Source organism: Mycobacterium scrofulaceum (assembly GCF_001667885.1).
GTDB classification, from domain to species: Bacteria; Actinomycetota; Actinomycetes; order Mycobacteriales; family Mycobacteriaceae; genus Mycobacterium; species Mycobacterium scrofulaceum_C.
In genome coordinates, this window is record NZ_LZJW01000104.1 from 15,982 (window position 1) to 28,617 (window position 12,636).

Annotated in this window: 12 protein-coding genes; 7 read left to right on the forward strand and 5 right to left on the reverse strand. The window is 63.3% G+C overall.

The genetic code is table 11. The features are described from left to right. The first annotated feature begins 41 nt into the window (after nucleotides 1-41). The 5 genes from A5681_RS16595 to A5681_RS16615 all read left to right on the forward strand — a co-directional run bounded on the left by A5681_RS16595 (nucleotide 42) and on the right by A5681_RS16615 (nucleotide 4,562). Nucleotides 42-1,028 carry an acyl-CoA dehydrogenase family protein gene (locus A5681_RS16595; protein WP_067277109.1) on the forward strand — a complete coding sequence of 329 codons (987 nt, stop codon included), beginning with the start codon at nucleotides 42-44 and terminating at the stop codon, nucleotides 1,026-1,028. Nucleotides 1,029-1,097: 69 nt separating this feature from the next. Next, nucleotides 1,098-1,583: a nuclear transport factor 2 family protein gene (locus tag A5681_RS16600; protein ID WP_067277048.1), complete on the forward strand. Its 486-nt coding sequence runs from the start codon at nucleotides 1,098-1,100 to the stop codon at nucleotides 1,581-1,583. Beyond that, on the forward strand, nucleotides 1,580-2,452 hold the full coding sequence (locus A5681_RS16605; protein WP_067277052.1) for an SDR family NAD(P)-dependent oxidoreductase: 873 nt from the start codon (nucleotides 1,580-1,582) through the stop codon (nucleotides 2,450-2,452). Before A5681_RS16600 ends, A5681_RS16605 begins: the two co-directional genes overlap by 4 nt. Nucleotide 2,453: 1 nt before the next feature. Continuing rightward, complete coding sequence (locus A5681_RS16610; protein WP_067277056.1) at nucleotides 2,454-3,398, forward strand: alpha/beta hydrolase; 945 nt, start codon at nucleotides 2,454-2,456, stop codon at nucleotides 3,396-3,398. A gap of 87 nt (nucleotides 3,399-3,485) precedes the next feature. Continuing rightward, on the forward strand, nucleotides 3,486-4,562 hold the full coding sequence (locus tag A5681_RS16615) for a hypothetical protein (protein ID WP_067277059.1): 1,077 nt from the start codon (nucleotides 3,486-3,488) through the stop codon (nucleotides 4,560-4,562). A gap of 189 nt (nucleotides 4,563-4,751) precedes the next feature. Here A5681_RS16615 and A5681_RS16620 read toward each other — a convergent pair whose 3' ends face one another. Continuing rightward, the gene (locus A5681_RS16620; protein WP_331710656.1) at nucleotides 4,752-5,351 is read right to left on the reverse strand and encodes a TetR family transcriptional regulator; all 600 of its coding nucleotides are present in this window, start codon (nucleotides 5,349-5,351) and stop codon (nucleotides 4,752-4,754) included. A 311-nt stretch (nucleotides 5,352-5,662) separates the two neighbouring features. On the opposite strand from A5681_RS16620, the gene A5681_RS16625 reads away from it, so the two are divergent. Next, nucleotides 5,663-6,571: a hypothetical protein gene (locus A5681_RS16625; protein ID WP_067277064.1), complete on the forward strand. Its 909-nt coding sequence runs from the start codon at nucleotides 5,663-5,665 to the stop codon at nucleotides 6,569-6,571. Between the two features lie 199 nt (nucleotides 6,572-6,770). On the opposite strand, the gene A5681_RS27775 is transcribed toward A5681_RS16625, so the two are convergent. Together A5681_RS27775 and A5681_RS16635 are read right to left on the reverse strand one after the other, a co-directional pair. Further along, a complete protein-coding gene (locus tag A5681_RS27775) occupies nucleotides 6,771-7,058 on the reverse strand; it encodes a ferredoxin (protein ID WP_067277127.1) in 288 nt (95 codons plus the stop codon). After that, a complete protein-coding gene (locus A5681_RS16635) occupies nucleotides 7,058-8,200 on the reverse strand; it encodes a Rieske 2Fe-2S domain-containing protein (protein ID WP_067277067.1) in 1,143 nt (380 codons plus the stop codon). Before A5681_RS16635 ends, A5681_RS27775 begins: the two co-directional genes overlap by 1 nt. A gap of 103 nt (nucleotides 8,201-8,303) precedes the next feature. Between A5681_RS16635 and A5681_RS16640 the strand changes: the two genes are divergently transcribed. After that, nucleotides 8,304-10,007, forward strand: a complete 1,704-nt coding sequence (locus A5681_RS16640) for a 3-ketosteroid-delta-1-dehydrogenase (RefSeq protein ID WP_197498622.1) — start codon at nucleotides 8,304-8,306, stop codon at nucleotides 10,005-10,007. Here A5681_RS16640 and A5681_RS16645 read toward each other — a convergent pair. Then, a complete protein-coding gene (locus A5681_RS16645) occupies nucleotides 10,004-10,678 on the reverse strand; it encodes a PadR family transcriptional regulator (RefSeq protein WP_067277074.1) in 675 nt (224 codons plus the stop codon). The genes A5681_RS16640 and A5681_RS16645 overlap by 4 nt on opposite strands. Before the next feature lie 602 nt (nucleotides 10,679-11,280). Beyond that, a complete protein-coding gene (locus A5681_RS16650) occupies nucleotides 11,281-12,552 on the reverse strand; it encodes an amidohydrolase family protein (protein WP_082968394.1) in 1,272 nt (423 codons plus the stop codon). Nucleotides 12,553-12,636: the final 84 nt, after the last annotated feature.

The window sequence follows — 12,636 nt, forward strand, 5'->3', positions numbered from 1 at the left end:
CACCGATCGACGCGACCCCGGTGGACCCGGCGCTGATCGACATGATGCGCGCGGTGTTCGGCCGGTACCGCACAACGCAGTCATCCGCCGCCACTGTCGATCGTGACGCGCAGCTATGGCACCAACTTGACGAGCTCGGGCTGGTGCGCCTGACCGGCCCCGAACACACCGGTGGCAGCGGCGCCGGCTGGCATGAGGCGGCCGAGCTGCTCACCGTCGCCGTTCAGCACGGCGCGCGAATCCCGTTGGCCGAGCATGATTTATTGGCGTGCTGGCTACTGGAAGCCGGCGGATCGCCATGCGACGGCGCGCTACGGACCGTGTGCCTGCTCGATGCCGAGGGCGCCGCGAGGGGGGTGCCCTGGGCGTCTCGCGCCCAACAGGTGGTGGTCATCTGGCAGCGGGGCGGCGAGTATCACGCCGCCGACGTCAATATCGAGTCGCTGGATATCACGGCCGGCGCCAATGCGATTGGCGAGCCCCGGGACACCGTGGTCGCCGATCCCGCCGCCCTGCGCGGTGTTCCCCTCGAGGCGAGTGTGGTCGACCAGCTGCGGCTGAAATCGGCCTTGGTGCGCGCGGTACAGGTGTGTGCTGCGCTGGACCAGATTCTGGAGCTTTCGATCGAGCACGCGAGCTCACGCGTCCAGTTCGGTCGACCCCTTTCGCGATTTCAGGCCGTGCAGAACATGATCGCCGACATCGCCGCGCAGGCCGCCCTGGCGCGATCGGCCACCGAGGCGGCGCTGACGGCGGCGGTCACCAGCGCGTGGTCGGCGTCCAACCTCGGCTTCCTCATCGCGGTGGCACGTTCGTGCACGGGCCACGCCGCGTCCGTGGTGGTCCGTAACGCTCACCAGGTTCATGGCGCGATCGGCACCACACGCGAGCACCGGCTGCACGAGTTCACCCGGCCTGCCTTGGTTTGGCGCGGGGAGTTCGGCTCCGTGCAGTACTGGGACGAACAGGTCACGTCGGCCGCGCTTGAGGCGGGAGCCGCCGGGCTGTGGAGCCTGATCAGCGGCTGAGCAAGGGCGGTGTTCCACTCAACGGGCGCCGGGGTGTTAGCCGGGCCACAGCCGGGATTGACTGTGGGCATGAGCAACGACATCACGCTGTCGGAACTGCAGGAGTTCATCGCCGCCTTCTGGTACCACTACGACGAAGCCAACTATGACGAGCTGGCCGCCAGCTACGCCCACGATGTGCACTACCTGACCCGAAGCGACAGTGGCGCCAGTCCTTTCGAGGAGCTGATGTCGCCCGAACTCGACGGTCGTGCCGCGGTCATCGAGTGGCTGTCCGAGCATCGCAAGCAAAGCCCCTACCCGCTGCGTCACCACGCCACCAACGTGCACCGCACCGGCACCGATAACGGCGTAGCCCGCGCCCGCTTCTACATCTTCGTCAACCAGATCGCCAACTTCGTGCCGTTCGCGGTGTCCAGCGGGGTGGTCAACGTCGGTGTGCGCCGAGGCCCCAACGGGCTGGAGTTCACCGATATGGACGTCGTGCTCGATGCCACCAACTCCGTGCTGCTATCCGAACTGCACAGCGACACCGCGACCGCGTCGCAACCATGACCGTTCAAGAGCTCTTCTCTGGCGGCGTAGCCGTCATCACCGGTGCCGGCTCCGGGATCGGCGCCGGCATGGCCCGCTATGCCGGCAAATTGGGCATGACCGTGGTGCTCGCCGATGTCGATGCGCACAGCATTTCCGCCCTGCGCGAGGAGCTCACCGCCGCGGGAAACGGCGCGGTCGATATGGTCTGCGACGTAAGAGATCCCGTCGCCATGCAAGAACTCGCCGACAAGACCTATCGCGATGTCGGGCCGGTGCGATTGGTGGTAAACAATGCCGGAATCGAACAGTTCGGGTACTTGTGGGACACCCCGGTGGTCAACTGGCAGCGGATCGTCGACATCAACATCAGCGGGGTCTTCTACGGCATCCGCGCGTTTCTGCCGCGGATGATGGCGAGCCCTGAGCAGGCGTGGGTGTGGAACGTGTCGTCGGTCGGTGGGGTCGTCGCGATGCCATTGCAAACGCCCTACATCGTGAGCAAGCACGCCGTGCTGGCGATGACCGAGTGCCTCAACCTCGAAGTACAGTCCAGCGGCCACGACCACCACATTCACGTCCAGGCGGTGCTGCCGGGCCCGGTGCGGTCCAACATTTTCGAATCAGCCGGTGGCGTCGACGGCAACGGCGCCACCGACGTCGCGGCTGCCGAGGCTCACCGTTCGGCCATGCTCGACCTGAAGGCCGACGCGATGGACCCGCTGACAGCGGCGGCGGTGGTGTTCGAGCAAGCCGCTCAAGGCGGCTTCTATCTGCTCACTCATCCCGACTATGTTCGATCGGCGATGCAAGATCGCGCCAACATCCTTGCGTCCCAACAAGCGCCGGTATTGCGCACCGAGCGCCGGTTCGACCCCGCGCGGCATTAAAGTGCCGACTCCCCCGCTGGATCCCGACGCCGCCGCCCGAGTCGCGTCGTTCGGTACGATCCCGCCGATGCGCCAACGCGGCCTAGCCGCGGTGCGGGCCGCGATCGAATCCGCGCCGCTGCCCGAGGCAATGCCACAGATGGACAGCGTCACCGACATCACCATCCCGGGCCCCGCAGGGCCGATACCCGCGCGAATCTACCGTCCCACCAAGGATTCCCACACACCCGTGCTGGTGTATTTCCACGGCGGCGGCCTGGTCATGGGATCCAACCACTCGTTCGAACCACTGGCCCGCGCGCTCGCCTCGGCGTCGATGTCCACCGTCGTCGCCGTCGACTACCGCCTGGCCCCCGAAGCGGCACCCCCGGCGCAGTTCGACGACGCCTACGCCGCCACTGAATGGGTATCACGCCGAGCCGCCGAGCTACGTGTCGACGCCAACCGGCTCGCAGTGGTCGGCGACAGCGCCGGAGGTTCGTTGGCGGCCGCGGTTGCACTGGCCGCACGTGACCGCCGCGGTCCGGCGATCTGCGCGCAGGTGCTGCTGTATCCGGGCCTGGATCGCGACATGACCGCCCCGTCGGTCGCCTCGACGGCCGACGCGCCGCTGCTCACCCGCGACGACATCGAGTACATGCACGCACTTGCCGACGGAGATGCCGGGCCGCCCGAGGACCCGTACCTGGTTCCTGCCTACGCCTCCGACCTCTCTGGGCTGCCGCCCGCGATCGTGGTCACCGGTGGCTGCGACCCAATCCGGGACTGGGGTGAGCGATACGCGGTCCGGCTCAGGGACGTCGGAGTTCAGACCACCCTCACCCGCTATCCGGGCACCTACCACGGATTCCTCATGTACCCCGACGCGACCGCCCGCGGCCGACTCGCCATCGCCGAAATCGGCGCGGTATTGAGCGCCAAGTTCGCCAATCCGCTCCCATTTTGACGTCCCGATCACCGGACACGCATCGACCCTACGACGACGGTGCCGGAGACAATTACACCAATCCAAACATGCAGAAGGAGACCGCTGATGCTTACGGATGAGCGCCGGATGGAGCTTTCCAACGTTTTGCGGCCCGCCGCCCCGCCGCGCGAAATCGACAACGTCTACACCGCCGACCAACGCGAGCGGCTGCTCAATGTCGTACACGCGCACGGTCCTTGGAAGCTGATCATCGCCCAACACTTCGCGTCGGCTGACGAATTGATGGCCACCATGAGCGGCGCCTTCCCCGAGGGATTCACTCCGTCGCTGGACCTCTTTCTGACGCCGACATTCCGCGGCTACTTGGCCAACTACGGGGCCGTCCTGTACCCGGAGCTGCACGACTGCTTCTACAACGCCACGTTCCTCGAGCACGCGAAGAGCTACTGGAACGCCGAGTACGCCAAGCCTGAGATGATGCTGTTCAACATCAACGGCCCCTGCGCCAACCGCGATCCCGGCCATCTGGACTCGCCGAGCTTTCGCGGTGTACGCCACGAGAACGCCCCCACCTGGCTGTGCAGCGTGATGGGCAAGTCGGGCCTGTTCACCGACTACCTCATCAAAATGGCTCAGGTCATCACCTGGTTCTCCCTCGACGAGGGGTCCGGTTTTACCTATTGGCCCGACGGCCCACTCAAGCCCCCCTCCCGGGTCTTGCCGCCGATCAATAACCGCGGAGTGGTCGTTCAGAACGAGATGATGGTGCACCGCGGAGAAGCCAACGGGCCGCTGGAACAACAGATTCCGCCGGGGCTGGCCTTCGACACCGTCTTCGCCGGCGACCCGGCCGACCCCAACCACTGGCTTCTGAAGAACGGCGACGACGTCATCGCCCGCCACCACACCGATGAGTTACGTTTCCTGGTGCACTGGTCCGCCGAAGTGTTCTCAGACTTCGAGGAACTCAAAAAGAACATGGACGGCTCCGACGACATCACGATCGAACGGGCCATCGGCATCATGGTCGACGACCTCAAGGGCAAGGGCATCAAGCTCGACACTCCCAGCGATCCCCTGCACGACCCTGGATTCATTGCCGCGCTTAACGCTGCCTACGACCTCGGCGGACCGACAAGCTATCCAGAAGAAGCGCCACTGAGTGCGTTCCAATTGGCTTAAGCACCGAAGGCGCAGCATCAAGGATCATTTCGGCGAATCCCGGGGCATCCCGACTTGGCCGGCTTCGGGATGTGCGACGACGTTTGGGCCCGCCCCCGCCCGATGAAGGCGCTCACGTGGGGCAACGAAATGTCCCCGAGAGCCACACGACGTTGGATCTATCGTGATCGACCGACCGTGAACTGCGGCTCAGACAGCCGGGCACGCTAGCGTTCCTACGATCATCTGCATGCCGGATCGCAACGCGGATTGCAGGGCGGCGAAATCGCCGTGCTGGACCCAGTGGACGTAGGCGTGCCGACACGCTTGAACCACCAGCTGAGCAGGCAGCTCTCGGGTGAATGGGTCATCGCTTAGATCGAACCGGGCGGCAAGGAACTCGGTGATGGAAGCCACAAGGTCTTGTCCCCAGTCCAGCCACCGCAATCGGTATTGGGGATCGTTGATCATCATCGCCATGAACCTGCGATCGATCTCCATCCGGCCCCGCCGGGGAACTTCGGTGCTGAATGCCGCAACGAGGACCTCGACGGTGTCGCTGTCCGGTGCTGCGTCACGCAAGATCTCGATGCTCAGCCTGCCGAATTCACGGAATAGCGGCATAACGACGTCTTCTTTGACCGGGAAGTAACGGTGAAACGTCCGCGGCGCAATGCCCACCGCTTCGCAGATCCGCTCGACGGTCGCCGAGGTAGACCCGTCGGCGAGAAACGTGTCGCGGGCAGCTAGCGCGATGTGCATCCGAAGGTCCTCGGCGCGACGCTCCGCGTGCGTCGCCGGACTGTTCACCAGCCTTACCTCACTTCCTCGCCGCACAAAACAGCATGTCGATCCTAACCGCGACAATCCCTTGACTCATGTACTCGCACCTGCGACGGCATCCCGCTGAGCGGGATCGCGATGGTGACGCACACCTCTGCGGGACTAACATCGTGTTGTCAGATTCTGCCATTCATGTCGCAATCTGACACGCCACCGCAGTGACGTGCCGCCCAACAGTGGCCCTTTGACAGGTATGCGATGGCCCGCCCCCAGGCGGGCTGAACCACCCAGCCAACGAGGTCACGACACTAGCCGAGCCCAATTGAGGAGAAACCCCGATGACCACTGAGACCGAAGAACTCAACTATGACGACTACACCCATGACTTCATGGGGAAGGTCGGCAACGTCCAAGACTTTTCCCGCGATTTCCTCATGGGCCTAGCGCGAGTGTTCGAAGACGTCTTGAACTTCATGCCCTACGCCCATGTCAAGATCTATTCGGAGAAGGTCGGCATTAGCGCGGCCATGGATGTCGCCGCGGAGCTGTCGCGGGCGGGGATGCGCCAAGTGATGCCGATGGGGCGCTACATCGCCCCTCCGGGTTGGGACTGGAAAAACGCTCAATACCAAGCGATTCCCTTTGATGTGCAGACTGAGGACCTGACCAAGCCGGCCCTGATACGTCTGATCAAAACCTATTGGGACCAGTACCTCAAAGGACACAACTATTTCATCGACCAGTGGACCAAGATCCTCCCTGAGGAGGAGGTCTGGCTCGGGCTTCCCGACATGTATCAACTCATCATCGATTACCAATACCCCAAGCTGGCCAGAGTGTTCAAGATCGAGCCAGTGCACGTGGTGGACTTTCTCAAGTTGGCCTGCCTGAGCATCGATGGCACGCTCGGGTACGGCGGCGAGTACATCGTGTACAACCCCGATCACGTGGTTCTCAACATGCGTCGGTGCGAAGTGCTGCAGAAGTACACCGACGAAGGCCTCTACCCACCGGCACGGGCCTGGATGAACTGCACTTTTGAGCAGCGAATCTCAGCCCCGTTCTTTCCTGGGTGCAAACTCGACATCAACTTGCCGCCGAAGGATTTCAAGTTTGCCCAAGGAGAACCATTCTGCGTGTGGACGTACACGCGCGGTGAAGCAAACCATAAGGCGGCCGCGGCCGCCCCTGATCCCAGAGCCAGCGCGATGAAGAAGATCCCCATCATGCCGGTGTCATCGACCTAGGAAGCGGCGTGGTCGCGGATCCTCGGCCAAGAGTTGCGAGGCCGGCCAAGCCCGACCATGAACGGCCCGTATGGCACGACCGGAGACTCAGCGCACCGCGCCCTAGCGATAAGTCGAAATGCTCGCATGGGGCGGGCTCCCTCAGACGCGCGGTCACCATCAACTCTCATTCGCCACTGGACCACCAAAGGGTTCCCCCTTACCCGCCATCGACCACCGATAGCGTCCCCGCTCGCACGGCGTCGACGATCGACTCGGCCAGAGCCGAGCATGACAGGAAGAGATTGCATCCGCCGTATGGGGCCAGTTGCGTCGCAGCCGATCTCTCCTCACAGCGGGCCAGGGCCGAGGCTGTCCACTGCACACTCGTCTGGTTCAAGCTGCTTTTACGAACCTGCACTCGCGCTCCACAGCGCCGGCATGCCACGGGCATCATTGGCATGTCGGCGAGGCGCTCGTCCTCTCTCACAAGCGAAGCCACCGTCATCACACCGAGTCTTTGGCGGTAGCCTGCGCAGCGATATTGGACTCGACCACCTTCATCCAGGCCTCGTACGGACGGGTGGTGTCGAGCTCAAACTCGAAGCGGTCCACCATATCCGGTTGAACATCGGCGACATCGACGTAGAACTGTTCGTACCATCGACGTAGTTGGTAAACCGGGCCGTCTTCTTCGACCAAGAGCGGATTATCGATGCGCGCCTTGTGCCGCCAGATCTGCACATCTTGTTCGAAGCCGAGTTTGACGAAGTCGCCCAGGGCGACCGCAGTCTGCACCGCGACATCATCGGGTAGCGCCTCGGATTTCTTGACGATAATGCCGTACTGCAGCACAAAGGAATTCGCGTCAACTGGGTAATGACAATTGATCAAGACGGTGTGGTGGTCACCATCCGCGTAGTGATAAGTCAGGTCGTCGACCATGAAAGACGGTCCGTAGTAGGAAGCCACCGATGTCGTGCCGAGCAACTGCGGACCTTCTGTGCCACCCAGGTCCGGTCGGCCCGCACTGTTCATGTACTGGGTAGCCACGTGCCCTTCGAAGATGTTCTTGAAATGAGTGGGCAGGGAGCCGTGGATGTAGAAGAAGTGGGCCATGTCCACGACGTTGTCGATGATTTCACGGCAGTTGGTGTTCACGACGGTCGTGTACCAGTGCCAATCGGTCCACTCGTCGCTGGTGGCGCCTTCGATGCGTGGGATCGCGACCTCAGGTGGGGGTGGTTTGCGCTCGGGATCGTTCCACACAAACAACATGCCGTCCTGCTGCAGGGTGGTCCACGCTTGCGTGCGGGCCAGCTTGGGTGTGCGCTTGCTGTAGGGCACCAGCTTGCAGCGTCCGTCACCACCCCAGCGCCAGTCATGGAACGGGCACGCCACCTCGTTGCCCTTGACCTCACCTTGCGACAGGTCACCGCCCATGTGGCGGCAGTAGCCGTCGAGGACATTGACCTGTCCATCACCGCCGCGAAACACCACCAGCTTCTGGCCGAAGGCATTGATCGCGTGCGGTTTGCCGTCACTGAAGTCTTTGATGAGACCTAGGCAATGCCAGCCGCGGGCGAATCGCGTTGGGGCAGCATCGGCCTCGATCAGCCGAACTTCGCCGGCTTCGGACTGCGAATTCATGGGCGCCATTCAACCCCGACTGACCGGCAGGTGTAGGGCACGTGTTCCACTGATCAGGACGCCTCTTCCCGCTAAGCAGCCCGACCGGTTACCGTTCCCAGGCGTGACAACGCACAGCGCGACGATTCCTGCTGGACTTCCAGTGTCCGACACGACGGTGGACCTACTCGTGATCGGTTCGGGAACCGGCATGGCCGCAGCACTCGCCGCCCACGACCGGGGGCTCTCCGTGCTGATTGTCGAGAAGTCCTCATACGTGGGTGGTTCGACCGCACGTTCCGGTGGCGCGCTGTGGCTGCCCGCGAGCCCGGTGCTGCACCGGGCCGGTGCCAACGACTCCGCCGAGCGCGCCGCCACCTATCTGGACTCCGTGGTTGCGGGCTCAGCCCCGCGTCCGCGTTCCGCGGGATTTTTGACGCATCTCTCCGCGACCGTCGAGTTGCTCGAGCGAATGACTCCGATGCGGCTGTTCTGGGCCCGGGACTACTCCGATTACCACCCCGAAGAGCCCGGTGGCAGCGCAGCCGGACGTACCTGCGAGTGCCGGCCTCTAGACACTGCCGTCCTGGGCGAATATCGCAGCCGGCTGCGGCCAGGGGTCATGGAGGCCGGCGTGTCCATCCCGACGACGGGCGCGGACTACCGTTGGCTCAATCTGGTGGCGCGGGTGCCGCGCAAGGGAATTCCGACCCTGGCGAAGCGAGTGGCCCAGGGTCTCGGTGGCCGGCTGCTGGGCCGGCACTATGCCGCGGGCGGCCAAGCCCTGGCCGCCGCTCTGTTCGCCGGTGTGTTGCGCGCTCAGATCCCGATCTGGACCGACACAAGCTTGGTGCGCCTGGTCGGCAGCGGTGACCGCGTCAGCGGGGCGGTTGTCGACCATGGCGGCCGCGAAGTGACCATCACGGCCCGGCACGGGGTGGTGCTCGCCACCGGCGGCTTTGACCACTGCATGGAGATGCGCTGGAAATTTCAGTCCGAGGCACTGGACGCCAACGTCAGCCTTGGCGCCGATTCCAATACCGGCGAGGGGATCCGCGTCGCCCAAGAACTGGGCGCAGACATCGATTTGATGGACCAGGCTTGGTGGTTTCCCGCGATCGCGCCGCTGCCGGGAAAGGCGCCCGCGGTCATGCTCGCCGAGCGATCACTTCCGGGCTGTCTGATCATCAACCAAAACGGGCATCGATTCGCCAACGAGTCGGCCGACTACATGTCGTTCGGTCAGCGATTGCTCGAACTCGAGCAGTCCGGGCGCCCGGTAGAAGCGATGTGGATCGTCTTCGATCAGCAATACCGCAACAGCTATGTCTTTGGGGCCGAACTGTTTCCGCGGATGCCCATTCCACAGACCTGGTATGACGCGGGCATCGCGGTCCGCGCCGAAAGCCTGCGCGAGCTCGGCGCACGGATCGGCACTCCCCCGTCAGAGTTCAACCAGACGATCACGCGTTTCAACGAAAACGCGGCTGCAGGTGAGGATCCCGACTTTGGTCGGGGCCGCAGCGCCTACGACCGCTACTACGGTGACCCGACGATAACGCCGAACCCGAACCTGCGCCCATTGACCAAGGGCCCGTTCTACGCTGTGAAAGTGGTGCTCAGTGACCTGGGTACCTGCGGTGGGCTCAAGGCCGACCAGCGGGCGCGGGTACTGCGCGAAGACGGCACTGTCATTGCCGGGTTGTATGCGATCGGTAACACCGCCGCCAACGCGTTCGGCGCCACATATCCCGGCGCGGGCGCGACGATCGCCCAAGGGTTGGTATATGGGTATATCGCCGCCCGCGAGGCCGCCGGTGGCGGTTAGTCGGCTCGGCGCTTGGCTTGAACCTGCTTTTCCACCTCACGCCAGTAGCCGGGTGTAGGGCGGACTTTGCCGGTACCGGGTTTGGCCCTTTGCATGATCGAGTCGGCCGCATCGATGTCTTTGATCAATTCCAGTGCGAACTCGCGCTCGGCGGCGTAATACTTCGCGGCCCAACGCAGCGCCAGCACCGAGTAGGCCCAAGCGGGTTCGTCCTCGGCGCCCTCGGCGTCCTCGACCGCCTTGCGGTGCCTGGCCTCGGCGTAGGCTACGTGGTCCTGCAACATCTCCTTGAGCCGAGCAGGAGTCGTCAGATGGCCGAACGTCACCCGCATCAGCACACTGTGTTTGAGGACCGGCGGATCGACGGGTGCATTGTTGGTCCAGTCGGTGACCGCGTCCAACCCGGCAGCGGTGATTTTGTAGAGCCGGCGGCTACGCGTGCCCTCGTCACGCTCGATGCGTGATGTCACAAGCCCCAAGCTTTGGAGCTTCTTCAGCTCGGTATAGATCTGGCTGTTTGACGGGCTCCAGTAGTAGAGGTCAACGCTCCAGTCGATCCATTTTTTCAGGTCGTAGCCGGAAACTTCCTCTTCGTAAGACAGCATGCCCAGCAACGCCCAACTGGTGGCGGCAAGTGCCGACTTCACCGGCTTATCACTGGGCTCGGCCATTTTGCCAGATTAACAGCACCACCGAGATGTCCCTGTGATATGCCCGCTGGACGGGACGCCACCTTCCCGACTGCTACCTCTCATTTCAGGCTGTTGGTCGATGACCACCGAAGTCGCAGTTGTCGATCCCATGCGCCGCGTCCCTGCCGTTCTGCAGCACGCAGCACCACACCCAACGCAACGCAAACAATCGGCGCGCCACGCCTGAGGGAAGACCCGCCACCGGCTCGCGGTCCGCTGTCAGTGCGGGCGAAGACCTTGCCCAGTAGCGTCCAGCCGCTGCGAAACGGCGCTGCCCCTCCGGCATCGCAAAGACCGGGATTTTGAGTTCAACGATGACGGACTCATCTTCGGCATATGAGCTGCTGGCCGATTCCGTTCGCAATCTGATAGAGGCAACGATCCGACGGAGCCCATCATCACCTCTGACCGTGGATCGACGAAACGAACCACCGCATAAGGCCTGAAAAGCTGCGCTCGAGTCAAGCCCTGGGTGCCATCTGAACAGCGCGCTGCGGAAGACCGCTCTCTTCAGTGGCGGGGGGCCTAACCCCGGTCAACTTTTATGAACTGGCTTCTGAGACTCTCGGATGAGAGCGCGTTTACTGGCGTTGGGGAGCGAGGCGCTTCAACGCGAGTCCGCCCTCGAAGGGGCGATAGCCGAATGCGGCTGGGGCTCGATACCCGGTGTCCTCCAGGGGCGTATGCACTTCGGCCACGGTCGGCCCGATCTGAGCTGCAATCGGCGCCAGTGCATCGAGGTCGAATCGGTACAGCCGGGCCGCGTTCTCCGCCAGGATTTTTCGGCACTCGCTTTCCGATCTGTCGTGTAGCGCCCACCGGATGGCCAGCCTGGATTGAGGAGCGAAGCCCTCCTCGTGCGGATAGTCGCTTCCCCACAGGATGTGGTCTGCACCCATGAAATCGATCATGGCTGAGTCGAAGGGCGCCAATTCGCTGGCCAAGTAGCAGTTCCGCTGGGCGTATTGACTCGGCGTGAGTGTCAGCCCATCGACCGAGGAACCACCAAACATGCCGTACGTGCGGTTGCCGGCTTCGGACTTCATCGTCGGCACCATCGCATCGAGCGTCATCAGTTGCTGCTGCACCCACAGAGTGCCCTGCTCCGTCGGGGCGAACCGTAACGTTGGGTGGCGTTCAAAGACCCCGGCCAGGATGAGATGCCCGAGGGTGCGCTGTGCCCACAGCGCCATTTCTGTGATGAGCACGGCGTTGGATGCCGGCTGGTCCATGGGCATCGCCGGACTTCCGGGGCCGCCGTGCTGCACGATCGTCAGATCCAGTTCGCTGCACAGCTGCCAAATCGGCTCATATCGAGTGTGGAACAGAGGGGCGACGTTGGGGTCGCCCGGCGAGACCGGGGGCAGGAGCACCCCACCGAAGCAGCCTTGCTGGTTGCCCCAACGGATTTCGTTCAGCGCGGCTTCGACGTCGTTGGGGAATACTTGGATCAATCCTCGCCGACGTGCGGGTGCGAGCGAACAAAAATCGACCTGCCATCGGTTGTGCGCCTGCACGCCCGCCCAGCGGTGTTCGAACTCTGCTCGGTTCTGGGGCAGCGAGATGGTGATGTTTGGAGACGTCGGAAAGAACGGAGGAACGGTGTTGGGGAGCAACAGCTCTGCCGCAACCCCGTCGGCGTCCATTTCCGAAATACGCAACTCATGGTCCCAGTTGCGCTTTGCGGTGGCGATGATCAGATCATCGAAAGGACTGGCATACGTCTTGGCCCACGCGTCGAAGTCGTCGTGGAAAGCCTGCGGGAGATACGGTTTGTATTCGAGGAGGTCGGCGCCGGCGTGGGTATCCGTGGAAATCACGGTGTAGCGGGATCGAGTTTGCGGGGTGGCCATCAATCATCTCCTCAATGAGAATGCGACACCGGTCATTATTGCGTGGCCGCTAACTATGCATGATGAATGTTTCGTTCGGCGGAT

What these genes read in the sequence shown, in the direction of transcription:
- A5681_RS16595 (WP_067277109.1), top strand. Translation starts at nt 42, where the DNA reads ATGATGCGCGCGGTGTTCGGCCGGTACCGCACAACGCAGTCATCCGCC.
- A5681_RS16600 (WP_067277048.1), top strand. Translation starts at nt 1,098, where the DNA reads ATGAGCAACGACATCACGCTGTCGGAACTGCAGGAGTTCATCGCCGCC.
- A5681_RS16605 (WP_067277052.1), top strand. Translation starts at nt 1,580, where the DNA reads ATGACCGTTCAAGAGCTCTTCTCTGGCGGCGTAGCCGTCATCACCGGT.
- A5681_RS16615 (WP_067277059.1), top strand. Translation starts at nt 3,486, where the DNA reads ATGCTTACGGATGAGCGCCGGATGGAGCTTTCCAACGTTTTGCGGCCC.
- A5681_RS16625 (WP_067277064.1), top strand. Translation starts at nt 5,663, where the DNA reads ATGACCACTGAGACCGAAGAACTCAACTATGACGACTACACCCATGAC.
- A5681_RS27775 (WP_067277127.1), bottom strand. Translation starts at nt 7,058, where the DNA reads ATGACGGTGGCTTCGCTTGTGAGAGAGGACGAGCGCCTCGCCGACATG.
- A5681_RS16635 (WP_067277067.1), bottom strand. Translation starts at nt 8,200, where the DNA reads ATGAATTCGCAGTCCGAAGCCGGCGAAGTTCGGCTGATCGAGGCCGAT.
- A5681_RS16645 (WP_067277074.1), bottom strand. Translation starts at nt 10,678, where the DNA reads ATGGCCGAGCCCAGTGATAAGCCGGTGAAGTCGGCACTTGCCGCCACC.
- A5681_RS16650 (WP_082968394.1), bottom strand. Translation starts at nt 12,552, where the DNA reads ATGGCCACCCCGCAAACTCGATCCCGCTACACCGTGATTTCCACGGAT.